Genomic DNA, 25426 nt, shown 5'->3' with positions numbered 1-25426 from the left:
CGTGGCCCGCGCCACATCGGCGAACCGGACCACATGGGGGTGCGTGAAGGGGCGCCCACCGGGTAGTGCCGTGGTCTGCCGGTAATCCGATTCGTCTCCGCGCCGTCCGGCCGGGTCGAGGAAGGAGTCCGTCGCGTGACCGTGCGAGGCGCCGTACCCTCGCGCGAACACGGTGAAGGTGACGCCGATCTCTGGATTGCGCTCCCTAAGGTGTCACGGTAACCACTCTCCGTTGTGAAAGGTCACCGATAGTCGAGGGTGAACGTCGCGCGTCGTCGAGATAGTTGCTCGTTCCCGCCACAGCACACGATCTGCCAGGTAGTCTTCGCGACAGCGGGTTCAGCGGCCCGATGGCAGGGGTCTACACTTCCCAGTAGGCCCGGCGATCGCTGACGTCCGGCTGTGCCTTCACGGGGAATGGTTGCGTCTGTTCAGTCGTTACCTCTCGTGCAAGCAACTAGACGACCCACCCGCACCGACCATCGGATCTGCCACTGATGACGCTGCCTGCCCTGGAACTAGCCGAGCGCACCGACGAGTCACGCCCGCGCCCGCGGCGTACCCGTCGCTCCGCTTCTCCTGTCCGTAACACTCCAAGCCGCACGCTGGCCGCGGTCCCCGACGAGCTCGACGAGCTCGACGTCTCCGCCGTCGCGGAACTCATCGCGCGTGGCCGCGAGACCGGCGAGCTCAGCCGTTCCGAGCTCCGTGAGGCTCTCGAGGCCGCCGACATCGGCGTCGAGCTGCTGCCCGCGCTGATCTCCCGCCTGGGTGCCGCCGGGATCGACCTCGTCGAAGAAGAAGAGGAGCGCGTCACCCCCGGCGCTCCGGCCGCCGGCCGCACGGTCGCCGACCACGCCGGCACCGCCGACCTCGTCCGCATGTACCTGCGGGAGATCGGCAAGGTCCCGCTGCTCAACGCCGCTCAGGAGGTCGAGCTCTCCAAGCGCGTCGAGGCGGGCCTGTTCGCCGAGCACAAGCTCGACACCGACCAGGACCTGGCCGACGACCTGCGCCGGGATCTCGGCGTGCTGGTCACCGACGGCCAGGCTGCCAAGCAGCAGCTGGTCTCGGCCAACCTGCGCCTGGTGGTGTCGGTCGCCAAGAAGTACAGCGGCCGGGGTATGACGCTGCTGGACCTCGTCCAGGAGGGGAACCTGGGTCTGATCCGCGCGGTCGAGAAGTTCGACTACGCGAAGGGCTACAAGTTCTCCACCTACGCCACCTGGTGGATCCGGCAGGCGATCGGCCGCGCGCTGGCCGACCAGGCCCGCACGATCCGTATCCCGGTGCACGTGGTCGAGCAGATCAACAAGATCACCCGGCTGCAGCGCCAGCTTGTCTCGACCCTCGGCCGCGAGCCGACGGACGAGGAGCTCGCGCTCGAGCTGGACATGCCGATCGAGCAGGTCGTCGAACTGCGCCGCTACGCGCAGGACACGGTCAGCCTGGAGACGTCCGTCGGTGACGACGGCGACTCCGTGCTCGGCGACTTCATCGAGGACTCGGACGCGACGTCGCCCGCCGACGCCGCCTCCTACGGCGCCATGCAGGACGAGATCGACAACGTCCTCGGTGCGCTGAACCCTCGTGAGCGCGAGGTCATGCGGCTGCGTTTCGGGCTCGCCGACGGGAAGCAGCACACCCTCGCCGAGGTCGGCAACCGGCTCGGGCTCACCCGTGAGCGCATCCGCCAGATCGAACGGGACACGCTGCGGGAGCTGCGCAAGCCGGCCGTGGCCGGAAGGCTGCGCGAGTTCCTCGACTGAGGAGCCGGCGTCTGGGACGAGGTCGTCGTGTGGGCGCCGGCATCGCGGGCCGGCACCCATGACCGCCCGGGGTGTGGGCCATACGGTCCCGCTCCGGCAGGGGTGGTCGGAGGCCGGATCTTCGCCTGAAGGCGAGGATCCGGCTTTTCCCTTTGTCTGCCTGTGCCGTCCGCCTGCGCGTCCCTGCGCTGCCCTGCCTATGCGCCGGCGGTGCGTGCGCCGGTGGGCGCGGCGAGGGCGTCCAGCGGACCGTCGACGGCGATCCCGCCGGCCTGCGTCATCCGCGCGCGCTCGCCCTGCCACCACCAGCCCGGGAACCTCGCCAGGTGCTTCTGGAGCAGCCACGAGCCGGTCGGGTCGCCCCACACGAACAGGGGCGCCGACGGCATCGGCGCGGTGACGACCAGCTCCCCGGCACCGCCACCGGGCACCTCCCGGCCGGACGGGTCCACGACGGCCACCGCGCACCCCAGCGCACGGCCCGCCTCGCCGGCCCGCACCGGGTCGGTCGGCAGCCCTGTGACCAGCGCGGTGCAGACCTCCGTGCCGCCGCTCATGGCGACGAAGGCCACCGACGGGCTCACCGTGTCGTAGACCCAGGCACCGGCCTCGGGGATGAACGGGGCCCCGAACGCACCGACCGTGCGCAACAGCGAGAGATCCGCGACGCGGCCCGGCACCAGCCCGACCCGCCGGCAGGCCTCGACGAGGGCCACGGAGACGCCCAGGCAGGTGACGTCCACCGCCTCGGCGAGCCGCCACAGGATGGACACGTCCGGGTGGCTCGGGCTGCCGTCGTAGAGCACGATCGTCGCGCCGGTGAGCAACCCGGAGACCTGGTAGTTCCACATCATGCCGCTGGTCGTGCCGTACCAGCAGAAGCGGTCGTCCGGGCCGAGATCGAGGTGCAGCACCAGCGACTTCAGGTGTTCCAGCAGGATCCCGCCGTGCCCGTGGACGACCGGCCTGGGCGGGCCGGCGATCTCGTCGGCGAACAGGATCCACAGCGGCGCGTCGAACGGCAGCCGGGTGAAGGCCGGCTCCGCCTCGGCGGCGAGCAGGTCGTCCCAGGTGAGCAGGCCCGGCAGGTCTGCGCTCGCCGCCCGCGGGTAGGCGTCGGCGGACAGGTAGGGCACCAGCACCGTGGCCGCCAGGTTGGGCAGGCGCCGGGCCAGGTCGGCCAGCGGCGGGATCGCGTCGTAGCCCTGGCCGCCGCGGGTGTACCCGTCGACGCCGATGAGCACCCGCGGGGTGATCTGGATGAACCGCTCGGCGAGCGCGGCCGGTTCGAGATCCGGTGAGCACGACGCCCACACCGCCCCGACGCTCGCCGTCGCCAGCATCGCCACCACCGCGTGCACCGTGTTCGGCAGCACCGCTCCGACCCGGTCGCCGGGCCTGACCCCGAGCCGGCGCAGCCCGGCGGCGGCCCGTGCCACCTGCCGGCGCAGCTCGTCCCAGCTCACCACCGCGGTCGCGCCGTCCTCCCGGACAGCGATGATCGCCGGGGCCGGGCCGTGCCGGGTGAGCGCGTTCTCCGCGTAGTTGACCCGGGCCGTCGGGAACCAGCGGGCGTCGGGCACGGCCGCGCCGGTCAGCGCCGGCCCGTCGCCGCGGTCACCCTCGACGGCGCAGAACTCCCAGATCGAGTCCCAGAACCGGCCGGGTTCGGCCTCGGCCCACAGCCGTAGCCGGGTGGAGTCGGCGATGCGCAGCTGGTGTTCGTCCGCCAGCCACTCCCGGTACCTCGTCACCGAGGCCTCGGCAACCCGTCGCGGCGGGGGCTCCCACAGCACGGTGCCCTCGCCGACCCGACGCGGGGGGCCACCCGGTCCGCTCGGGCCCGCACCGCCGTCCCGCCCATCGCGTGGTTCGTCGTGTTTCGGTCCTTCGTCTGCGGCCACGTGATCTGACCCTAATGTGTCCCGGGTTGGACGTCCGTCCACAGTGTCGCCGGCGCGCCGGCCCGGCGTCGGCCCCCGCTCACGCGGCCGGGACGGTTGTTCCGGCCACAGCGGGTGTCGTCAGGACAGTCGTGCGGGGCGTCGCGCGGAGCTACCGTCGTCGTGTGAGCACGTCCGCGAACACCGAGACCTCGCCGGCCGCGCCCGGAGCGGGTGGGCAGGCCCTCCTCGTCTGGGACAGGGCGATGCTCGACTACGACTTCGGCCCGACCCATCCGCTGCACCCGGTGCGGCTCGCGCTGACGATGGATCTCGCCGGCGCCGTCGGCCTGCTCGACGCCCCGGGGATCACCGTCGCCTCTGCGGGGATGGCCGGCGACGACCTGATCGAGCTCGTCCACGACCCCGCCTATCTCAGTGCGGTGCGCGTGGCGTCGTCGGGGTCGCGGGCCGGGTCGCTGCTGGCGGGCCGCTTCGGGCTGGGCACCGCCGACAACCCGGTCTTCGACCGGATGCACGCCGCCGCCGCGCTGGTGACCGGCGGGACGCTCGCCGCCGCCGAGGCGGTGTGGAAGGGCACCCACCAGCACGCGGTGTCGCTGGCCGGGGGCCTGCACCACGCGATGCGCGGCTCGGCCAGCGGGTTCTGCGTCTACAACGATCCGGCCGTCGCGATCGCCTGGCTGCTGTCCGCCGGCGCGAGCCGGGTCGCCTACGTCGACATCGACGTGCACCACGGCGACGGCGTCCAGGCGGCCTTCTACGACGATCCGCGGGTGCTCACGATCTCGCTGCACCAGAGCGGGCGGTCGCTGTTCCCCGGCACCGGTTTCGCCCGGGAGGTCGGCACGGGTGACGCCGAGGGCACGGCGGTGAACGTTGCGCTGCCGCCCGGGACGGGCGACGCCGGCTGGCTGCGCGCGTTCTCCGGGGTGGTCCCGGTGATGCTGCGCGCGTTCCGCCCGCAGGTCCTGGTCACCCAGCACGGGTGCGACACGCACGCGCTCGACCCGCTGGCCGACCTGCGGCTCTCCCTCGACGGCCAGCGCGCCTCCTACGAGGCGCTGCACCAGCTGGCCCACGAGGTGTGCGGCGGGCGCTGGCTGGCCTGCGGCGGCGGCGGCTACGCCCTGGACGCCGTCGTGCCGCGGGCCTGGACGCAGCTCGTCGCGATCGCCGCGCACACCCCGCTGGACGCGGCCCGGGCGCTGCCCGAGGAGTGGGTCGCCGCGGCCCCGGCCCGGGTCCGCGCGGCGACGGGCCACGACTCGGTCGGCGCCGCCGGGATGCCGTCGACCTTCGGCGACGGCGCCCCGGCCGCCTACCACCCGTGGGACGCCGGCGAGGGCGACCCCGACGACCCGCTGGACCGCTCGGTCGCGCAGACCCGCAGCGCGGTGCTCCCGCCGCACGGGCTCGACCCGCTCGTGGACCGGTGAACGCCGGCCCCGATCCTGGCCTGCCGCGCGACTACCCCGCCCACTGGGAGGCCGACGTCATCCTGTCGGACGGCGGGACGGCGCACATCCGTCCGATCCGGCCGTCGGACGGGGCGCTGCTGCGGCCGTTCTGGTCCCGGCTGTCCCAGCGGACGATCTACTTCCGGTACTTCAACGTCCGGCGCGGGCTCAGCGACGAGGACATCGCCCGGACGACCAACGTCGATCAGTGGGTCCGCGGTGCCCTGGTGGCGCTGATCAGTGGCGAGATCGTCGCCCTCGCGCACTGGGAGGGCCGCCCCCGCTCTGCCGCGGACGCGGCCGGTCCACCGAACGCCCCCGGCACCCCCGACACCACCAGCACCCCTGACGCTGCCGGAAGCCGCGGGGGCGCCGATGGCCGTCCGGCGCCCGACGCGGAGGTCGCCTTCCTCGTCGAGGACGCCCAGCAGGGCCGCGGGCTCGGCTCGGTGTTGCTGGAGCACCTGGCCGCGGCCGCGGCCGAGCGCGGGGTGCGCCGCTTCGACGCCGACGTCCTCAGCGAGAACCAGCAGATGATCCGGGTGTTCCTCGACGCCGGCTACACCGTGGCGCGCACCTGGGAGTCCGGCGGGGTCCGGCTGTCGTTCGACATCGCGCCGACGGCCCGCTCGGTGGACGTCATGCGCGCCCGGGAGCACCGGGCCGAGGCCGCGTCGATGAACCGACTGCTGCACCCCAGGGCCATCGCGGTCGTCGGCGCCGGCCGGGACCGCTCCTCGCTGGGCAACATCGTCCTGCGCAACCTGCTCGCCGGCGGCTTCGACGGCCCGGTGTACCCGGTCAACCCGGCCGCCGCGGCGGGGGAGGGCGCCGTCGCCTCGGTCCGGGCGTACGCCTCGGTGGAGGACACGCCGCGGCCCGTCGACCTCGCGGTGCTCTGCGTGTCCGCGGAGGTGATCCCGGCGGTCGTCGCCGCCTGCGGCCGGCACGGCGTGCGCGGTCTGGTCGTGGTGACCGACCAGCGGGACGACGCCGCCGACGCGCGGCTCGCCTCCGACGCCCGCGCGAACGGTATGCGGGTGGTCGGCCCGGCCAGCCTCGGCATCCAGAACCCGGCGGTGGGGCTGAACGCCTCGCTGGTCGAGCGGATGCCGCCGGCCGGCCGCATCGGCTGCTACTCGCAGTCCGGGCCGCTCGGCGGGGCGCTGCTGGAGGCCGCCGCGGGCCGTCGGCTGGGGTTCTCGGTCTTCGTCTCCGCGGGCGACCGTGCGGACGTCAGCGGCAATGATCTCCTGCAGTACTGGGAGGCGGACCCGTCCACGGGTGTGGCGCTGATGCACCTGGAGACCTTCGGGAACCCGCGCAAGTTCGCCCGGCTGGCGCGCCGGCTCGGCCGCGACACCCCGATCGTGGTCGTGCTCTCCGAGCGCACCCCGCTGGACGAGGCCCTGCTGCGCCAGGCCGGGGTGATCGGCGTCGACCGGGTCTCGCAGGGCCTGGACGTGGCGCTGCTGCTCGCCAACCAGCCGCTGCCGGGGGGCAACCGGGTCGCCGTGGTCGGCGACTCGCGGGCCCTGGTGCGGTTCACCGCCCGGGCGGCCGACGCGGCCGGGCTCGCGGTGCGGGAGGTGCTGCTGCCGGTCGGCAGCACCGCCGAGGCGTTCCGCGACGCTCTCGTCTCGGCCTCGGCCGAGGTGGACGCCCTGCTCGTGATCGCGGTGCGGCTGCCGTCGTCGCTGCCCGGCCTCGCGGCCGCGGGAGTCGGCGTGGCCGCGGGAATCGGCGCCGCCGCCGCCGCGCCGCTGGTGCGGGTGCCCCTGCTGGCGACCGTGCGGGCCACGGAGGCGTCGCCGGAGCTCGGCGCGATACCGGCCTATCCCTCGCCCGAGGGTGCGGTCGCGGCGCTGCGCCGGGCCGTCGGCTACGCCCACTGGCGGGCCCTGCCCTCCGGGGCGGTGCCGGCCACCCAGGTGCGGGCCGAGGAGGCCCGCCGGCTCGTGGCGGGGACGACCGGCCGCCTCACCGATGGCGCGGCCGGCGAGCTCCTGGCCTGCTACGGCATCGAGGTGGTGCCCCGCCGGGTCGTCGGCGGCGCTGATGAGGCGGTCGAGGCCGCCGCCCTGCTCGGCTGGCCCGTGGTGCTCAAGGCGCTGTCCGACGGGTACCGGCACCGGCCGGACCTCGGGGGGCAGCGCCTGGACCTGCCCGACCCGGCGGCCGTGCACGCCGCGTGGCGCTCGCTGGCCGAGCGGCTCGGGCCGGGCGCGCCGATCGTCGCGCAGCGGATGGTCCCCGGCGGGGTCGCGGTGGTCGCCGGAGCCGAGCAGCATCCCCGGTTCGGCCCGCTGGTGTCGTTCGGGCTGGCCGGCCCGGCCACCGAGCTGCTGGGTGACCGGGTGCACCACATCCTCCCGCTGACCGACGCCGACGCCGCGCGCCTTGTCCGCTCGGTGCGCGCGGCGCCGCTGCTGTTCGGCTACCGCGGCGCCGAGCCGGTGGACGTCGCCGCGCTCGAGGATCTGCTCCTGCGGCTGGCCCGCCTCGTGGATGACATCGGCGGGGTGAAGCACCTCACACTCGAGCCCGTGATCGTCTCGGTGGACCGGGTGAGCGTGCTGTCCGCGGACATCGTCCTAGCACCGCCAACCCCTCGCGCGGACGCCGGTCCGCGCCGGTTCTGGCGCCCCGTCGCGGACCTGCCGGCCAGGCCGGAGCCCCGGGCCGGTTCGGCACAACGTGTCCCCACCGTCCACAATCGTCTGCCATGACCACGCCGTACTCCGCGCAGCCCGCCGGCCGGCCGTCCGCCGGCCCTGACGTGCAGGCCCATGACGCCACTGGCGACGGGCAGTCCGGGACGGGTGGTCCGGACCCGACGGGTCCCGGCGGCCGCGGCGGTCTCAACGGTTCCGGCGGTCTCAACGGTCTCAACGGTCTCGGCGGTCTGAGTGGCCCGGGTGGTCTCGGCGGCCCGGGTGGTCTTGGTGGGCCGGGTGGTCTTGGTGGGCCGGGGGACGTCGGCGGGCCGGGTGCGCTTGGTGGCCTGGGCGGGCTCGGCGCTCCCGGTTCCGAGTGGGCGGGTGGGAACAGCTGGGCCGGCGGGCCGGTCGGCTGGCCTTCCTACGCTGACGTCACCGGCGGGGCGATGCCCGCCGGCCCGCGGGGGACGCCCTCCGAATGGGAGCCCCTCGTGGGGGACGGCGACGCGCCGGCGCTGGCGTCCTCGATCGGCCTGCCGCCGCCCCCGCCCGGCTCGCCGCCGCCGGGCGAGCCGCCGTCCGCCGGGTCCGGGGGAGTGGGACAGCTACCCGCCGCAGGCGTTCCCGCCGGTTCATCGCCGGACATCGTGCCGCTGGCCGGGCTGATCCCGGGGCCGCCGCCGTCGGTGTCACCGCCCGCGGGCGAGAACACGCCGGCGCCGCCGGTGCCCCCGCCGGGGGAGTCCGCTCCGCCGGCACCGCCGCCGACCGTGGCCGCGCCGTCGTCCGAGTTCCCGCCGTCGGGATCCACACCTGCAGGGCAGGCCGCTGCCGGGCAGGAACCGCCCGGACAGGAGCTGTCCGGGCTCCCGGTGGACGGGCCTGCGTCGTCTGGGCAGGTTCCGTCCGCGCACGGGCAGGCCGGGCCTGTGGCGTCCGCGTCGCCCGGTGGCGAGCGCGGTTTCCCCGGCGACTTCGGGCCCGGTTTCGCGGTCACACCCGGCTTCCCACCCGGGCAACCGCCGCACGGGCCGGCGTCGTCTGACTTTGGTACGCCCTGGGGGCCGCCGGCCCTCGAACCCGGCCCCGGGGCCGGCCCGGGCGGAGTCGGTGCCACCGGGGCGGGCCACGACGGGCCGGTCCCGGCCGGGCCGTCCCACCCGGGCGGTGGCGGGGCGTCCGAGGGCGCGGATCTCGCCGGGCTGGCGCTGCGGGAGGCCCTGTTCGACCAGGCCCCCGTCGGCCTCGCCCTGTACGACGCCGGCGGCCGCTACATCCGGGTGAACGACGTCCTCGCGCGGCTCAACGGCCGCCCGGCCGCCGAGCACCTGGGCCGCACTATGTCCGAGCTCCTCGGGGAGATCGGCCAGGAGATGGACGGCCTGCTGTCCCGTGTCCTGCGCACGGGCGAGGCGGTGACCGACCTCGAGATCGGAGTCGCCACCGGCGGCGCCGGGCCGAACCAGACCTGGTCGGCGAGCTGGTATCCGGCCACCGACCGGCTCGGTGCCCGCGCCGGCGCGGTCCTCGTCGCCCTCGACGCGACCCGCGCGAAGACCGCCGAGCGGGACCACGCCCGCGCCGTCGGCCGGGAGCGGGCGCTGGGCGAGGCCACCGCGGCGGACGTCTTCCACGCCGGCGAGGACGGCGCGCTCGACACCGACCTGCGCCGCTGGCGCGCTGCCACCGGCCAGAACGGCGCGCAGGCCGCCGGTTTCGGCTGGCTGGACGCGATCCATCCCGATGACCGCGAGCGGGTCGCCCGGGCCTGGCACGGCGCGATCGAGCGCCGCGAGCCGTTCGACGCCGAGTTCGGTGTCCCGGACGTCACCGGGACACATCGGACGATCACCGCCCGGCTGGTGCCCGTGGTGGACGGGCCGCAGGCCGAGTGGATCGGTGTGCTGACCGACGTCACCGAGGCCCGTTCCGCCCGCGACCCGCGACCCGCGCAGGACGGCGTGCCGGACGAGGCAACCTGGCGCCGTGAGCAGTCGTGGAGGCTGACCTCCGCCCTCGGCCGGGCGGTGACCGTCGACGACGTCGTCGCGGCGGTGCTCGACAGCGGCGGGCGGGCCGCGCGCGCCGTGGGCCGCGGCGTGGCGCTGATCGACGAGAGCGACGACCGGCTCCGGTTCCGCTCCCTGGTCGGCACCTCGGCGCAGTACGCCGAGCGCTGGTCGGAGGTCGGGCTCGGCGCCATCCACCCGCTCGCCGAGGTCATCCGCGGCCGGCGGCCGCTGTTCCTGCGCAGCCGCGACGAGCTCGGTGGGCGCTGGCCCGTTGCCGACCTGCTCGGCGCGGTCGAGTCGGGGCCGGAGCACGCCTGGGCGCTGCTGCCGCTCGCGACGACCGACGTGCCCTTCGGCGTCCTCCACCTCGGGTTCCCCTCGCCGCGCGAGTTCGACACCGACGACCAGGCGTTCCTGATGGCGATGGCCGAGCAGTGCGCGCAGGCCCTCGAGCGCGCGACCCTGTTCGAGCGGCTGGCCGCCGACACCGCGCGCAGCCGGCGGGACCGCGACGAGGCCGAGGCCGAGCTGACGGCGGCGCTGGCGGCGGCGGACGTCCAGCAGTCGGCGGCGGGCGCCGCGCGGCGCAGGCTGGAGCAGCTCGCCCGTGCGGGCGAGGCGGTGGCCTCGGCCACCAGCCCGGAGCGTGCTCTGTCGGCGCTGGCCGCGGCGGTTGCCGGGGAGATCGCCGACGTCTGCGTCATCCACCTGCTGCCGCCCGCGGACGAGACCGAGACGTCCGTAGCGCCCGGGCCCGGATTGCCGGGGTCGCGTCCGGCGGTGTTCGCGGCCCGTGACGGACTCACCGCCGCGGCGCCGCCCGGTGCTCCCGCGCTTGTTTTGCCGGGGGCGGGCCCGCTCGCCGCGGTCGCCGTCGGCGCCGCGCCCGTGCTCCTGCCCGCCAGCCCCGACGCCCCGTTCCTGGACGGCGCCCTGACCCCCGAGCTGGCCCGCTGGGTACGGGAGGCCGAGGGGCACAGCGCCGCGGCGGTGCCGATCACGTTCCGGGGCCGCCCGGCCGGCGTGCTGACGGCGATCGCCGCCGGTGAGCGCCCCGCCTTCACCACGGACGACCTGCCCTTCCTGACCGAGGTCGCGGCCCGCACAGCGCCCGCCCTGGAACGCGCCGAGGCCGGTGGCCGCGACGGTGGCGACGCGCTGGCGCTCCAGAAGGCGCTGCTGCCGCGCACCCTGGCCCCGGCGGGCCTCGACCTGGCCACCCGGTACCTGCCCGCGGGCGAGGACGACCAGGTCGGCGGCGACTGGTTCGACGTCATCGACCTCGGCGCCGGGCGGGTGGCGCTGGTCATCGGCGATGTGATGGGACGCGGTGTGCGCGCTGCCGCTCTCATGGGGCAGCTCCGCAGCGCCGTGCGCACCTGCGCCCGGCTGGACCTGCCACCGGCCGAGGTCCTCATCCAACTCGACGGGCTCGTCGCCGACCTCGGCGAGGACCTGATCGCCACCTGCATCTACGCCGTCGTGGAGACCGACACCGGACTGCTGACCCTCGCCAGCGCCGGGCACCCGCCGCCCCTGGTGGTCGCCCCGGACGGCCTGGTCTCCCGGCTCTACATGGCGGCCGCGACCCCGCTCGGCCTCGCCTGCGACGCGATGACCGAGTACACCGTCTCGCTCGGGCCCGGCTCGCTGCTGGCCCTGTTCACCGACGGACTCGTGCGCGGGCGCGGGCTGGACATCGACGCCGGGGTCTCGAACCTGGCCGCCGTCCTGGCCCGCCCGGCCGAGGAGTGGGACGGCCGGCTCGACGACCTGGCCCGGGCCGCCTGCGCGGCGCGGGTCGGCGCGGGCGGCCCGCCGCCCGGCGACGACGTCGCGCTGCTGCTGGCCCGGCTGCCCGTGCCGGACCCGCTGGCCGAGCCGCTGGACGTCTCCGCCGATCCCTCGGTGGGGCTCAGCCAGGTCCGCGCGCAGGTGCGGGTGGCGCTGGAGAACGCCCTGACAGAGCCGCCGGTGATCGACACCGTGGTGCTCGTGCTCTCCGAGCTCGTCGGCAACGCGCTGGTGCACGGGCGGACCCCGCTGTCGGTCCGGGTACGGCGGATGGCGGCGTCGAGCCCGGCGGGTGCCGGTGCGGCGGGCGGCGGTTCGGCAGGTGGCGGTTCGGCAGGTGGCGGTTCGGCAGGTAATGGTGCCCGGCGCATCCTGGTCGAGGTGGGCGACGCGGGCGGCCGGATGCCCCGCCGCCGCCGGGCCGGTCCCGACGACGAGACCGGCCGCGGGCTCGATCTGGTCGGCCGGCTCGCGCTGCGCTGGGGCGTGCGGCCCGTCGGCGACGGCAAGCTGGTGTGGGCGGAGATCGACCCGAGCCGGGTCTGACGTCCAGCCCGGCTGGACGACCTGAGAGGGATCGTCGCCCAACGGGCGGCGGAGCTGTGCCCGGCGGGTGTGCTCCGGTGGGGGCACGGTGGTGCGTTCGCGCCGGCAGGTCCACCCGCCTCCGGCCGGGGCCGCGCCTCGCGTAACGTGAGCGCCATGCCGGACGCGGTGCTGCGCCTCGACAAGGTCACGGTCAGGCGCGACGGGGTTGACCTGTTGCGGGACGTGAGCTGGGTGGTGAACCAGGGCGAGCGCTGGGTGGTGCTCGGGCCGAACGGCGCGGGCAAGACCACCCTGCTGCAGATCGCCTCCTCCCGCCTGTTCCCCACCGCCGGCACGGTCGATCTTCTCGGCGCGCGCCTGGGCCGGGTGAACCTGCATGACCTGCGTTACCGGGTCGGCGTCGTCAGTCCGGTGCTCACCGACGCGCCGCCGCCCGACGAGCGGGTCCTCGACGCCGTCGTCACCGCCGGCTGGTCCGTGCTGGGCCGCGCCGACGAGGCGTATGACGACGTCGACCTGCGCCGTGCCGCGGACCTGCTCGGCCAGTTCGGCTGCCGGGGCCTGGTCGAGCGCACCTTCGGCACGCTGTCGGAGGGGGAGCGCAAGCGGGTCCAGATCGCCCGGGCGCTGATGACCGACCCCGAGCTCCTGCTGCTGGACGAGCCGGCCGGCGGGTTGGACCTCGGCGCGCGGGAGGCCCTGCTGCGGCTGCTGACCCGGTTCGCAGCCGATCCGGTCGCCCCGGTCACCGTGTTGGTCAGCCATCACGTCGAGGAGATCCCGGTCGGCGTGACGCACGCGCTTCTGCTGCGCCGTGGCCAGGTACTCGCCGCCGGGCCGGTGGCGGAGGTCATGCTCTCCGAACGGCTCTCGGCCTGTTTCGGGATTCCGCTGGAGATAACGTCCTCGGCGGGCCGGTACGCGGCCCGCCTGGCGGCTCCGGCCCCCCGCCCGCGCCCGCCGGCGCCGGCGCCGGCCTGAGCGCTCCACGATGACCGACCCGGCGCTGACCCCGAGCGCTTCAGAGCTGATCTGAACGGTCCGCAGGACCGACCGGAACGGTCCGCGAGACGGGCCTGAGCGCGTTTCGGCGCCGGCGCGGCGCCGTGCCGGCGCGGGCGGGCGGGCGCGGAGAAAGAACGGCCGCGAGATGCCTGGGCCGGTAGGCGCCCTCGGCAGCGCCGCGGTCATCCGCAAAGGCGGTGTCTGGCCCGGCGCACCACGACACAGGTCGACCCTGTGCGACACGGGCGCTCACGCCAGGCCAACCACCACTCCCTCCCCGACCTCGACTCCGCCGTGCCGAAGCGTGGCCGTTGAGTGAGTCCATGGACTCACTCAACGGCCACGCTTCTCCAGAGGAGCAGTTAGGCACCAGTCAAATCAGATAGAAGCTGCGCATACCGGACGCCGCGGACGGCTTGGCTGGCACGGACGGGGCGGGTGGCCGGCGCCCAACGGCGTCGGGCGGGTCGGGGCAGCTCGGCGCCCGACGGGCCGACCAGCACCTGCCGCGGCCCGCATATAAACCCGCGCGCTTTACCTGGAACGTGCCGGAGGTGTCAGGACCGCCACCGGATGCCGTGCCGGCGCGCGCCACCGCCGGAGGGCTCGGTGATCGGTGGCGGATCTGCCGGGATCCGCCACCGGCGGGATCTCGGCTGCCCGAGGCTCAGCCGCGCCCGCGCCGTCCAGGGTCCCCGGCGGCCGTGTCTGCGGGCCAGTAGCGGCCCTCAGGGCGTCCCTGTGGCCTTTGCGGCGGCTTTCCGAGGTTGTCCGCCGGCACCCCCCGATCGGGGTTGCTTCCGTCCCGGCTGAGTCCACTTCGCGCGGGCGGCCCGGCAGGTTCCGCCGACGACCGGCCGGCCCCGCCCGCCGGGGCCCGGCGGCCCGTTGGGCCCATCTCCCGAGGGTCGCGTCGTTCGGAGACGTATCTCCGAGGGGTTCCCCTGTTCGGCGGCGTATCTCCAGCGGGACTCCACCGCCCGGGAGCCGTGTCTGGCGGGAGTTCCGCGTCTGTCGGGAGCTCTGTGTCTGTCGGGAGTTGTGCCGCCCGGCGCCGGGCGGACACCATCCGTCCGGAGTGCCGTGCTCGGCGGGGCGGAGTTCCCTCTCAGATAGGTGTGATTCCTGACATAGTTATTTTTCGCGATTCGGTGCGGTGACCTCGTCGAGGCGATCCCGAAGCCACCGGGAGCCGGCAACCCGCGCGCCCAAGGTGCGAACACGATCCCCCAGTGCCCGATCCGATGTGACGACCAGAGTCGGTCCCGCCGTGGTGCGTACGGCATCCACGATGGCGTCGTCCCCGCCCGCGGGAGCGTGGATCACCAGGAGTCGTGGGGGTTCGCCGGCCATTCCGGGTAACGGGCCCTTCAGTTCCGGCGGCACAAGCGGAGGCTGGCCTTCCGACTGTCCGGTGGATATATCGCCCGTACCGACCGTGGGGGGTACGAACTTCGGTGTGCTCGGGCCGGCCGGTACACCCGCTCGGGCGGCACCCTCCAGAACAAGAAGGACGCGTGACGGCCCATCGGCCCGATCGCGGTGGCCAACGGTCCGGGCGAGCAAGACGAGAATGTCCCTGTGTAGTCGGTCGGCCGCAGCCGAGCGGTCCCGCCACCACCCGTCCGGTCGTGCGCCAATCACGTTCGCCGCGTCCACCACCCAGGTGAGCCGGTAGTCCGCTCCGGTCGGGTGCATAGCGTCAGGGGCGGAATCCGGCGTACTCACCGGGCGCCGGGGTCGGCTTTGCCAAACACGGCGGTGGGTTCCCGGCGCCGGAGCGCGGCCAAAGTCGCCGCAGGCACGGCTCCTCGTTTGGCTGCCAATCGAACGATCCGCCAGGCGTACGAAGGTGGCCGCTCGTCCGCGTACCGGCGTCTGCGCCCCGAGGTGGGCCGCCGTCGGGTTGGCGGGCGGCGCGGTGGAGTCGTTCGTGGGTCGACGTTTCGAACCGGAAGGTGTGATTCGAAGAACATGATCATCCCTCTATCATGTCGATGTCGATCCGCTCCTTTGGGTGCGGTCGACACCCCACCACGAGCCCACCAAGACGGAGGGGACTTGCGCCATCGTCGCGGTTGCCTCGCGCGTCCGACGAACCAGGCGTGACAGTTCACCGTCTTCTCGTGGTAATACTAGACCCGTAAGTTTCTGCGGTCCGCTGACCTGAAGGAGAGTGGCATGGCTCAGAAGACCATCGTCTCGTTGATTGACGATCTCAGCGGAGAAGAGGCCGACGAGACGGTCCGGTTCGGACTGGACGGCGCACAGTATGAGATCGACCTGTCGGAGAAGAACGCCACCAAGTTGCGGGAGTCGTTGGCGCCGTTCGTCACCGCTGCCCGCCGTTCCGGTGGCCGGGCGGCCAGTGGCCGTCGCGGGGCGCGGGCCGCTTCGCGGCGTACCGGTGGAACCGACCGCACCGCCGACATTCGCGAGTGGGCGCGCAGCAACGGCTACACGGTGAGTGACCGGGGCCGTATCGCGTCGAACATCGTAGAGGCGTACGACAAGGCTCACTGAGCCGGGTCGCGACTGCTTTCCGGGTCGACGCGCCGAGCGGTTGACCCTGGTACTACCCGAGTACCACCGTGATAGCCGGTGGGTCTCCTCGGGCCGGCGGCCGAAGAAGACGTGATCATCTTATCGCGTCCCGGTTCCTGCCCATCGATCGACCGATGGGCAGGAACCGGACCACGGATCGCCGATTGCCGGCCGACGACCGTACTACGCTCGGGGGCGGTCAAATGGGCGGCCGGCCGGCTGGATCCTGTGTGGTTTCAGTGCCTGGCGGCCTCGCCGGCCATCCACTTTTCGACATCGTCGGCCGAGCGTGCGAGCGCGGCTGACATGTTCCGACTTCCATCCGGCGTGACCAGGATGTCGTCCTCTATCCGGACGCCGATCCCGCGCAGCTCCGGTGGAACAGTGAGGTCGTCCGGCTGGAAGTACAGCCCTGGTTCGACCGTCAGCACCATCCCGGCCTCCAGCGCGGCGTCGCGGTAGGTCTCGTCGCGCGCCTGCGCGCAGTCGTGCACGTCCAGCCCGAGCATGTGCGACGTGGAGTGCAGTGTGTAGCGCCGGTGCAGGCCGGCCCCGGGTGCTTTCGGATCCTCGTTGAGTGACTCTTCGACCGTGGCCGGCAGCAATCCCCAGTCGTGCAGCGCCTGCGCGATCACCCGCATCGCGGCCCGGTGCGGATCCAGGAAGGCGGCGCCGGGACGGACCGCGTCTATCCCGGCCTGCTGGGCCCGGTAGACGACCTCGTGAACCTGGCGCTGCAGCGGGCTGAAGCGCCCGCTCACCGGCAGCGTCCGCGTCACATCGGCGGTGTACAGCGAGCGGCCCTCGACCCCCATGTCGAGAAGTGCCAGGTCACCGGGCCGCACTGGGCCGTCGTCGCGGACCCAGTGCAGGGTCGTGGCGTGCGGGCCGCAGGCCACGATGGAGCCGTATCCGACGTCGTTGCCGTCGACGCGGGCCCGTCGCCAGAAGGTTCCCTCCAGCCAGCGCTCCCCGTTGGGGAGCGTCGCCGCGCGGCCGAGTTCGCCCACGCACTCGGTGAAACCGAGCACGGTGGCCGCGACCGCCTCGTCCAGCCGGGCGATCTCGAAGTCGTCCTTGACCAGCCGGAGCTCGGACAGCACCTCGGCCAGCGCGGCGTCCCGGTCGGCGGACGAGCCGGTCGGCGACCACCGGCTCACCGCGCGGTCCACCCGGGCGTCCAGCCCGCGCACGACGCGGGTCCTGGCGGGCGCGAGACGGGCCAGCGCTTCGGGAAGCTCCGGCAGCGGCCGGCATTCGATGTCGAGAGCCGCTGTGGTCTCCCGTACACCGGGCCGGGGGCCCACCCACAGTTCGCCGTAACGGCGGTCCGTGTAGAACGCGGAACTTGATCGGTCGGATCGGTCAGCGAGATAGAGCACGGCGTCATGGTCGCCGGCAGCGGTGGGATGCAGGATCAGGACGGCGTCCGGTTCGTGACATCCGGTGAGCCAGAAGAAGTCACTGCCGGGGCGGAACGGGTAATCGGTGTCGTTCGCCCGGACGTGTAGCCCGCCGCTTGGTATGACAAGCGCTTCGGTGGGGAATCGGGTGGCCAGAAGCGAGCGCCGTTTCGTGGTGTAAGGGGCGCAGTCGTCACGCACCGCGACGGTGTCATCCACCGGCGCCCAGCCGCTCGCCATGAAACGCCTGAAGGCCGCGTGGGGTTCCTCGTCGTGCTTAGCCTGTCCGGTCCTGCCCGGTTCGTCCGCGGCTTGTTCCTCCGTCGTCGGACTGTCTGCGACGGTGGGGGGAGTCCCCGGTGTGATGGTTACCCCCGCCGGCTCCTGTGCCCGGGTTGTCCCGATGGTCGGTTCCGGAGATTCCGGATCCGGCTGGATCGATTTCCCCGGTGGTACGGCGGGGGGCACCGGGAGCCCCGGTGTGCCGGTGTCCGGCGAAGATGCGACGCGTTCCACTTCCGCGCCGCCCGAAGCGGGAGTGGTCCGGTGTGCGACGTCGTCGGCCGTACCGCCGGGGGATCGCCCCGCGACCGGGCGTGAAGCTGGTGTTTGGTGGGACTGGGCACTCATGCCGCTAACGGTAGGCCGCTTCCGCCGTGCTCGGGTAGCGCCCTTCGCCGTGGCGACCACGGCCGGCCCGATGGCGGGACTTCTCATCGTCGATCTCACCCGGGTTTTGGCGGGTCCGTTCGCGACGATGATGTGCGCCGATCTCGGTGCCCGGGTCATCAAGGTCGAACGGCCGGGCGGCGGGACGACTCCCGTACCTACGGTCCGTTCATGGACGGCCGGTCGCTGTACTTCGCGCGGGTGAACCGTGGCAAGCAATCCGTCGTCCTGGATCTCAAGGACACGACGGACCGTGACCTTCTGTTGCGGATCGTCGACCAGGCTGATGTTCTGGTCGAGAACTTCCGCCCCGGGTGATGGACCGGCTGGGTCTCGGCGTCGATGTGCTCACCGCACGCAATCCCCGCCTCATATACGTCAGCATCTCCGGCTTCGGGCAAACGGGCCCGTGGCGGGAGTGGCCGGCATACGACTCCGTCGTGCAGGCGGCCTCGGGCATGGTGTCGATCATCGGACGCCCGGGCGAGGAGCCCGTCAAACCGGGTGTTCCGATCGCGGACCCGGCCGCCGGTCTCTACGCTTTCGGCGCCATCGGGGCCGCGCTGCAGGGCCGGAGCACCACCGGCCGCGGAACTCATCTCGAGATTGCCATGTTCGACGCGACGGTCACCCTGCTGGAGGGCGCCGCGCTGTCATATCTCGCGACCGGCGTCACTCCGCCACGGATCGGAAACGCCCACTACTCCATCGCCCCCTTTGACACGTTCGCGTGCGCGGGCGGCAGCATCATGATCTGCGCGGCCAACGACAACCTCTTCGGCCGGCTGTGCGCGGTGGTCGAGCGGCCCGACCTCGCCGCCAACCCGAGGTTCCGCACCAACGGCGACCGGCTCCGGGAACGCGAAGCGTTCAAGACGGAGATCGAGGCGACCCTGCGCCGGCAGGAGCCGGACCACTGGTTGAAGGCACTGCAGGCCGCGGGCGTTCCCTGTGGTCCGATCAATGATGTTCCGGCCGCGGTCGACTCCGCGCGGACGAGCGCCCGCCGGATGGTGATCGAGGCCGGCGGCCTCCCGCCGCCCGGTAATCCCATCAAGGCCGCCGGATATCCGGACCCGCTCGAACGTCCCGCCGCCCGCGCCCGCGCCCGCGCCCGCGCTCGACGCGGACGGCGCGCCGTGCGGGCGGAGTTCACGGGCCCCGCCACCGGCTGACCCGTCCCGCGGCCCGACCGGCCGTCCCGACTGCCGGGCGCGGCGTGGCCTTGCCGGCCCGGCTGATCGGCCTGGCCGGCGGGTCGGCCTGCCGTCGCTACCGCCTCCCGCCGGAGCGTGCGAGGCTGGGACAGAACGGGCAGCCCGGTTCCCGATATCGCAGATGGCCCGAAACAAGCGGTGACAGCACCGACCGGACTGCCGGACTACAGGCAACACCGTCGGATGTCGGCAGAGATACCGGTACAACGGAGCAAGCCGGCGGAACACCGGTAGAACAGTGATGGGCCGACGTGGAGGTCCGCGGGTCGCCCAGGCGGCGGCCCCGGGGGCTGGCCGCGGCGGTCCGATGGGTACCGAGTGGTACAGCACCGGCCAACCCGGTGTGAGCGTCGGACGAGATCCCGACCACCGCCCCGCCGTCGCCTCGATGCGGCCGGCGGCGCGGCGGGCAGGCGGTCTGCGGCGTGAACCTGTCGGGACCGCCGGGAACGATGATCCTCGTGCCCGGCGGGTGAGCGAGGGGAACGTGGCCATGACCTGGCCTCCGAACAGTGGCGATCCGGACGGCCGGGACCCGCGCGACCGCCGTCGTCCACCGCCCGGCGCCGGATCCGGCCGCCCCGGGTACCCAGGTCAGGGCCAGGGCCGTCCACCGGTTCCCGGCCGCCTGCCGCAGGAGCGCCCGGCGCGGGACAGGCGCGACCGCCCGGTGCAGGGACGTCCGGTGCAGGGACGTCCGGTGCAGGGACGTCCGGCACGGGACCGACCGGCCGCCGGCGAGGAGAACTGGCCGGCGGGAGCCTGGCCGCGCCACGAGCCCCGCTCGGCTCCCGCGCCGATCCCGCCCACCCGCCGGCTGCCTCCGCCGGGCGCCACCGACGGCGGGCGGACCTGGCCCGCCCCGAACGACGGGCCCGGCGGATACCGCGCGCCGGTCGGCCCGGGGCCCGGGTACGGCGGCCCGCGCGGGCCGTACGACACCCCGGGCGAGGACCTGCCCGCGGAGGAGCCACGCCGCCCGGTGAGCGGTGTGCGCCGGACGGTGACCCTGGTGGCCGCCATCGTCTCGGTGGCCGTCCTGGTCGTCGCCACGAGCGGCTGGGCCGTGCTGCGCCACTACGACGGCAAGGTGAACCACATCGAGCTCACGTTCTCCGACTCGGCCGCGCGGCCCTCCGCCGCCGGCGGAGGCACCCAGAACATCCTGCTGGTGGGCTCGGACACCCGCGCGGGCACCGGGGGCGAGTTCGGCCAGACCGAGGGGCAGCGCTCGGACACCACGATCCTCGCCCACCTCGACGCCGACGGCTCGACGACCCTGGTGTCCTTCCCCCGCGACCTGTGGGTGCAGATCCCGGGCTACACCGGCTCCGACGGCACCCAGCACGACGCGCAGAAGTCCAAGCTCAACGCGGCGTTCGCCTACGGCGGGCCGTCCCTGCTGGTCCGGACCATCGAGACGCTCACCAACATCCGGATCGACCACTACCTCGAGATCGACTTCCTGGGCTTCCAGGCGATGACGGACGCGCTCGGTGGCGTCACCGTCTGCGTGAAGGAGCTGACGCCCGAGCTCAAGGCGCAGGGCTTCGACAACCTCAACGACCGGTATTCCGGCTGGCACGGCCAGGTCGGCAACAACACGCTCACCGGTGAGCAGGCGCTGGCCTTCGTCCGGCAGCGTTACGGCCTGCCCGGCAGCGACCTCGACCGCATCCACCGCCAGCAGCAGTTCCTCGGCGCGGTGTTCCGCGAGGTCGCCTCCACCGGAACCCTGCTCAACCCGCGCAAGCTGCTCGACGTCGTGGACGCGGCCACCTCCGCGCTGACCCTGGACGACCACACCTCGCTCACCGATCTGCGCCTGCTCGCCGTCCGGATGCAGGGCATCAGCACCGGTGGGGTCACCTTCGAGACCGTCCCGGCCACGCCGTCACAGGCCGGCGGGCAGTCCGTGCTCGTGGCGAAGACCGACGAGCTGACGACGCTGCTCGCCGGGATCGGCGGCTCCCCACCGCAGGCCGCCGGGCCCCCCGCGCTCGACCCCGCCGGCTCGCCGTCCGGCTCGACGGCGGCCTCGATGGCCTCGGCGGCCTCCGTGGGCGCTACGGCCGCGTCCGGTGCCGTGCCGGCGTCCGGTGCCGTGCCGGCGTCCGGTGCCGTGCCGGCGTCCGGTGCCGTGCCGGCGTCCGGTGCCGTGCCGGCGTCCGGTGCCGTGCCGGCGTCCGGTGCCGTGCCGGCGTCCGGTGCCGTGCCGGCGTCCGGTACCGGCCACGGTTCGGTGGTCACCGCGGACCTGCGCGCCACCGGCGGGCGGCCCGCGGGCGGCGCGGTGACCCTGGCCCAGGCCACCCCCGAGCCGTCCGGCGGGGTGGGCTGCACCTACTGACGCGGGGAGCCGAACCCTGTCGCGGACGACCCGGGCCCTGCTGTGGGGGACCGGGTCGTGCCGCGGGGGCTGAGTCCTAACGTGGGGGAGTCGAGCCCGGCCGGTCTGGCCGGGCCTTGGCGTGCCGCGGGACGCGGCGCTGGCGCGGGGGGCGCTCGTCGATCGCCGCGTTCAGCTCGGCGCCGAGCAGCACGGCCAGCGCCGTGATGTAGAAGAACAGCAGCGCGGCGACGGGCGCGCCGAGCGAGCCGTACACCAGCTCGTTGCTGAAGACCAGCTCCAGGTACATCCGCAGCAGGTAGCTGCCCACCAGCCACAGGAAGAGCGCGAGCGCCGCTCCGGGTAGTGCCCGGCGCCAGGACCGCCGCACGGGCAGCGCCAGGTGGTAGAGCGTCGTCAGCATCGCCAGCGACACCACCCCGACCACCGGCCAGAAAAGAATCTTCAGCAGGTCGTCGACCACCGGGTGACGGCCGGAGTTGAGCATGTCCGACAGCAGGCCGGGCCCGAGGACGAGCGCGGGCAGCAGCAGGACGCCCGTCGCCACCTGGGCCAGGAACAGCCCGAGCGCGAGCAGGCGGCTGCGGACCGCCGAGCGGAGCTCCCGCTGGCCGTAGGCGATCGTGATGGTGTTCACGAACGTCGCCATCGCCGTGGATCCCGTCCACAGCGACAGCACGAAACCGATGGAGATGACGTCCGGGCGGCCGCGGGAGAGGATCTCGTCGATCGTCGGCCGGACGGTGTCGTCGACCACCGACGCCGTCAGCAGGTTGTCGGCGCCGTCCAGGATGCTCAGGCGGACGTTGTCGAGGGCGTCGCCGCCGAGGAGGTCCCCGATGTAGCCGATCGTGCCCAGCAGCGCCAGGAGCAGCGGGGGCATCGACAGCAGCTGCCAGAAGCCGGCTTCGGCGGCGAGACCGAGAACACGGTGCCGCCAGGCGTTCGCGACGGTCGTCCGCGCCAGGCGCAGGGCCCCCCAGGGGACCCATGACCTTGGTTGCAGCAGCCGGCGGGCAAGATCACGCACCGCCGCGCCGCGGTCGGGCCCACCGGCACCCATGCATGCCCGTAACCAGCGCAGCGCCAACAGCGCCCGCCGGGCCGGGTCCCGCATGCCGGGGCGGGCCGTCGGACCAGGTCCACCCGCTGGGGGGGCCATGGCCGGCACCGCATCGTTCCCAGTGGTGGACACGCGCCCCACCGTATGACTATCGGCCCGCGGTTCCGGTGAGGGTGTCCTTGCGCCGGATGATGGTCGTCGTACCGGCCCGGTGGCCACGACACCGGGCCGGTGACGAGTCGAGGGCATGCCATGTGATCATGGCATGCCCTCGGGAGTCAGTCGTGTCAGGAGACGCTCAGCTTGTCGGTCTCGTCGTGGTACTCGACTGCGACCGAGCGGAGCTTGGAGTCGTGAGACTTCGCGTGATGGCGGCAGAAGAGCAGATCTCCGCCCCCAGGCAGAACGACCCGGACGTAGGCCTGGGCGCCACACCTGTCGCAACGGTCGAGGTTGGTCAGCGTCGGCATCGTGGTAGTCCCTGTCACACCTTCTCCAACTGTGTTGAGCGGCCAGACGTTCCGCCTGGCCATGTGACGGTTTACTCACAGCCGGCTCTCTCGGCGTCGTTGCATCCAGAGCGGCCTCCGCCCCCGGTGCCTCCTCGTGGCGGACCGGTGACGAATCTCGGGTTCGACCCCCTCCTAGGGCCGGCGGGCGCCGAACACGATGTCGTCCCATGCTGGCACCGACTTGCGTCCGCGTCGACCGCCTGCGGGACGTTCGCCGCTACGACCTGCCGCCGGCTGCCGTCCGCGGTTGCCCGCGGCGGCCTGCTGGGCGGCCCGTGCGGCCTGCTGGGCGGCCTCTGTGGCGGTGTCGTCGACCGTGGCGGCGGTGGTCTCCGCCGTGGTCTCGAACTCGCTGTCGGCCGCGGTGGACGGCTCGGCGGAGTGCTCCGCCGCGGTGGAGTCGGGGCGCGCGGGGCGGCCCGCCGGGCCGCCCTCGGCCCGGGCCGGTGTGGCCCGGCCCGCTGCCGGCCGGCGCGGTGCTCCGCCGCGCCCCGGGGCAGCGGCGCCTCGGCCGCCACCAGCCGGAGCCGCCGAGGCCGCAGTGCCGCCGTCCAGGTCCTCAGCGGCTGCCGCGAGCGCCCCGAGTGAACGGGCACCGCCAGCGGTGCGGGCGACAGCTGGCCGGCGGGCGGCGGTGGCCGCCGGACGGCGCGGCACCCGCTCCACCGGCGTCGTGGGTTCCCGTGCCGGCTCCGCGGCCGCAGGCGGCACGACCGCGGCCGGTCGGAGCACCGGCTGCCCTGTCGGCGCGGGAGCCGCAGGCTGCCCGGCCCCGCCGGGCGCGGCCTCGCTCACCGACCGGTCGCCGCCGTCCTCGGTGTCCTCGGTGTCCTCGTCGTCGTCTTCGTCGTCCTCGTCCAGACCGGCGGCGTGCGCGGCCTGAACGGTCTCCTCCGGGTCGGCCGAGCCGCCCGGGGTGTTCTGGGCGTCCTCGCTCGGGATGCCGGGCTCGGTCGCTTCCGGCGCCGGGGCGAGGGCCGCCTCGGCCACCGCGACCAGGTCTGTCCTGGTGGACTCCATGTCAGCCGCGCCGGCGTGGCCGAACTCCGCCTCGTTGGCCGCCGCCGCGTCGACGGCGGTGGCGGTCACCTCGGAGTACTCGGTATCCGGGTTTGGCAGCGACCTCGGCTCGGCCGCCGGTGTCGGCGGCGGAACGGCCCGCTCCCGGGAGCCGAACCGGCTCGGGGGCGTGGTGCGCCGGCCTCCCGCGCCGCTGTGCCGCCCGGACAGGCCCGGGGCCCCACCCTGGGCCGCCGGCCACGCACCGGGCATGCCGCGCCGCGCCGCGCCGGCCGTACGGCTCGCGGTGGGGGCGGCCACCGGGCCCTGGTACTCGTCCGGGCCAGCCTGGTCCGGCGAGGTGCCGTGGCCGCCGGCTCCCTGCCCCGTGTTCGCCCGCGTCGCGGCGTCCTGGCCGGCGGCTTCCTGGGCGGAGCCTCCATAGCCGGAGGCTTCGTAGCCGGTGTTCTCGTAGCCGGTGTTCTCGTAGCCGGGGGTCGCGTAGTCGGGCGCCCCGTGGTCAGGAGTGGTGTGGTCCGTGGCGTAGTCGTCGCCGGCCCGCTCGGCCGGGCGGCGGTCCGGAGACTCACCCGCGGGCCCCTGGGCCGGCGACGGCCCGTACCCCGGCGCAGCCGCGCTGGGGAGGTAGCCCGTCCCGTTGACAGCCGCCGGAGCGGGGAAGGCCGAGGGGGGAGCCGTCGAGGGCTGCGTTCCCGGAAGCTGCTGGCCGGGTCCACCGGCCGCGGACTGCGTCGGGTAGGTGGCCGCCGCGCCCTGGTCGTGCACCAGGGTCAGCGCCGGGCCGGCGGCGCGCACGGGCGGCTGCGCCGGCTGCGGGGCGGGCGGCTCCGCCGATTCGGGGGCGACCAGCGCCCGGGCCGCGTCGTCGTGCGGGCGCACCCGGCGCACCACCGGGTCCCACGTCCACCGGGCGCACCTGCTGTCCGAGGTGAGCTGGACCAGCCAGATCCCGTCCACCCGGCGCCAGGCGTCCCACTGGGCGGTGTCCGGGTCGTCCTGCACGCTGAGCAGCCGTGCGTCGACCACCTCGCCGAGGGGACGGCCGGGCACCCCGCCCGGATCCTTGGGCAGCAGCGCGGCGCGCGCCTCCTGGACCACCCGGGCGCGTTCGGCCAGCACCGGCCCCTCGTAGCGCTCGACCCGCTCCACCGGGATGCCCGCGGCCCGCGCGACGTCGGCGGCGGTCTCACCGGCCCGAAGTCGGGCCTGGATCTCACGGGGGGTCAGCGCGCTTTCCGCGCGTACTTCACTACGTCGGGCTCCGCGCAGCGCCGCGCGCAGCCGATCGTCCACCGCGACGCGGAACTGTTCCGCATCCGCGCGCCCGGCGGCGTCGGCGAGCACGAGATAACCGCCGTCCTCGCTGAGTGCGACCGCCCGCAGCTCGCGCATGGCGCCTTCTCCTCCCGTCGATCTCCTGCCGTGCGGCCGAGCGTGCGGGGTGCCCTGTCGGACACCCCGAGGGCGCACCGGCGCACGAGTGCGCGCGAAACCG

At 74.2% G+C, this 25426-nt stretch carries 13 protein-coding genes and 1 pseudogene; 9 read left to right on the top strand and 5 right to left on the bottom strand.

Going from position 1 to position 25426, the window contains the following annotated elements; all coding sequences use genetic code 11:
• The first annotated feature begins 497 nt into the window (after positions 1-497).
• Positions 498-1769: a sigma-70 family RNA polymerase sigma factor gene (locus tag AC559T_RS25095; RefSeq protein WP_498870288.1), complete on the top strand. Its 1272-nt coding sequence runs from the start codon at positions 498-500 to the stop codon at positions 1767-1769.
• A 197-nt stretch (positions 1770-1966) separates the two neighbouring features.
• Here the strand turns inward: AC559T_RS25095 and AC559T_RS25090 are convergent, their stop codons facing one another.
• A complete protein-coding gene (locus AC559T_RS25090) occupies positions 1967-3565 on the bottom strand; it encodes an acetoacetate--CoA ligase (RefSeq protein ID WP_498870287.1) in 1599 nt (532 codons plus the stop codon).
• A 272-nt stretch (positions 3566-3837) separates the two neighbouring features.
• On the opposite strand from AC559T_RS25090, the gene AC559T_RS25085 reads away from it, so the two are divergent.
• The 5 genes from AC559T_RS25085 to AC559T_RS25065 all read left to right on the top strand — a co-directional run bounded on the left by AC559T_RS25085 (position 3838) and on the right by AC559T_RS25065 (position 15676).
• Positions 3838-5112 (top strand): acetoin utilization protein AcuC, encoded by a 1275-nt coding sequence (locus AC559T_RS25085; protein ID WP_498870286.1) that lies wholly within the window; start codon positions 3838-3840, stop codon positions 5110-5112.
• Positions 5109-7862 carry a bifunctional acetate--CoA ligase family protein/GNAT family N-acetyltransferase gene (locus AC559T_RS25080; RefSeq protein ID WP_498870285.1) on the top strand — a complete coding sequence of 918 codons (2754 nt, stop codon included), beginning with the start codon at positions 5109-5111 and terminating at the stop codon, positions 7860-7862. Before AC559T_RS25085 ends, AC559T_RS25080 begins: the two co-directional genes overlap by 4 nt.
• Entirely contained in the window at positions 7859-12145 is a 4287-nt protein-coding gene (locus AC559T_RS25075) for a SpoIIE family protein phosphatase (RefSeq protein ID WP_498870284.1), read from the top strand. Before AC559T_RS25080 ends, AC559T_RS25075 begins: the two co-directional genes overlap by 4 nt.
• Before the next feature lie 156 nt (positions 12146-12301).
• On the top strand, positions 12302-13129 hold the full coding sequence (locus AC559T_RS25070) for an ABC transporter ATP-binding protein (RefSeq protein ID WP_498870283.1): 828 nt from the start codon (positions 12302-12304) through the stop codon (positions 13127-13129).
• A 2205-nt stretch (positions 13130-15334) separates the two neighbouring features.
• Complete coding sequence (locus AC559T_RS25065; RefSeq protein WP_006542630.1) at positions 15335-15676, top strand: histone-like nucleoid-structuring protein Lsr2; 342 nt, start codon at positions 15335-15337, stop codon at positions 15674-15676.
• Between the two features lie 257 nt (positions 15677-15933).
• Here AC559T_RS25065 and AC559T_RS25060 read toward each other — a convergent pair whose 3' ends face one another.
• The gene (locus tag AC559T_RS25060) at positions 15934-17340 is read right to left on the bottom strand and encodes an aminopeptidase P family protein (protein ID WP_071061332.1); all 1407 of its coding nucleotides are present in this window, start codon (positions 17338-17340) and stop codon (positions 15934-15936) included.
• Here AC559T_RS25060 and AC559T_RS25055 point away from each other — a divergent pair.
• From AC559T_RS25055 to AC559T_RS25045, 3 genes and pseudogenes are all read left to right on the top strand, one after another.
• Positions 17339-17974, top strand: a complete 636-nt coding sequence (locus tag AC559T_RS25055) for a CoA transferase (protein WP_498870282.1) — start codon at positions 17339-17341, stop codon at positions 17972-17974. The two genes, AC559T_RS25060 and AC559T_RS25055, sit on opposite strands and share 2 nt — an antisense overlap.
• Positions 17941-18944, top strand: a pseudogene (locus AC559T_RS25050) (CaiB/BaiF CoA transferase family protein). The gene AC559T_RS25055 and the pseudogene AC559T_RS25050 overlap by 34 nt, the downstream one beginning before the upstream one ends.
• Positions 18945-19671: 727 nt before the next feature.
• The gene (locus AC559T_RS25045; RefSeq protein ID WP_498870281.1) at positions 19672-21336 is read left to right on the top strand and encodes an LCP family protein; all 1665 of its coding nucleotides are present in this window, start codon (positions 19672-19674) and stop codon (positions 21334-21336) included.
• Positions 21337-21412: 76 nt separating this feature from the next.
• Here AC559T_RS25045 and AC559T_RS25040 read toward each other — a convergent pair whose 3' ends face one another.
• The 3 genes from AC559T_RS25040 to sepH all read right to left on the bottom strand — a co-directional run bounded on the left by AC559T_RS25040 (position 21413) and on the right by sepH (position 25323).
• Positions 21413-22531 carry a YihY/virulence factor BrkB family protein gene (locus tag AC559T_RS25040; RefSeq protein ID WP_373693983.1) on the bottom strand — a complete coding sequence of 373 codons (1119 nt, stop codon included), beginning with the start codon at positions 22529-22531 and terminating at the stop codon, positions 21413-21415.
• 155 nt (positions 22532-22686) lie between these two features.
• The gene (locus tag AC559T_RS25035) at positions 22687-22887 is read right to left on the bottom strand and encodes a DUF7455 domain-containing protein (RefSeq protein ID WP_020458878.1); all 201 of its coding nucleotides are present in this window, start codon (positions 22885-22887) and stop codon (positions 22687-22689) included.
• A 156-nt stretch (positions 22888-23043) separates the two neighbouring features.
• The gene (gene sepH / locus AC559T_RS25030) at positions 23044-25323 is read right to left on the bottom strand and encodes a septation protein SepH (protein ID WP_498870280.1); all 2280 of its coding nucleotides are present in this window, start codon (positions 25321-25323) and stop codon (positions 23044-23046) included.
• Between the last annotated feature and the right edge of the window lie 103 nt (positions 25324-25426).

The organism is Frankia sp. Hr75.2 (assembly GCF_949319125.1).
GTDB lineage: Bacteria > Actinomycetota > Actinomycetes > Frankiales > Frankiaceae > Parafrankia > Parafrankia soli.
This window is presented reverse-complemented; position numbering and strand designations above follow the sequence as displayed.

Bases quoted from the DNA above. Each gene is read 5' to 3' on its own strand.
- AC559T_RS25065 (WP_006542630.1), top strand. From the start codon at position 15,335: ATGGCTCAGAAGACCATCGTCTCGTTGATTGACGATCTCAGCGGAGAA.
- AC559T_RS25060 (WP_071061332.1), bottom strand. From the start codon at position 17,340: ATGGCGAGCGGCTGGGCGCCGGTGGATGACACCGTCGCGGTGCGTGAC.
- AC559T_RS25070 (WP_498870283.1), top strand. From the start codon at position 12,302: ATGCCGGACGCGGTGCTGCGCCTCGACAAGGTCACGGTCAGGCGCGAC.
- AC559T_RS25075 (WP_498870284.1), top strand. From the start codon at position 7,859: ATGACCACGCCGTACTCCGCGCAGCCCGCCGGCCGGCCGTCCGCCGGC.
- AC559T_RS25095 (WP_498870288.1), top strand. From the start codon at position 498: ATGACGCTGCCTGCCCTGGAACTAGCCGAGCGCACCGACGAGTCACGC.
- AC559T_RS25055 (WP_498870282.1), top strand. From the start codon at position 17,339: ATGAAACGCCTGAAGGCCGCGTGGGGTTCCTCGTCGTGCTTAGCCTGT.
- sepH (WP_498870280.1), bottom strand. From the start codon at position 25,323: ATGCGCGAGCTGCGGGCGGTCGCACTCAGCGAGGACGGCGGTTATCTC.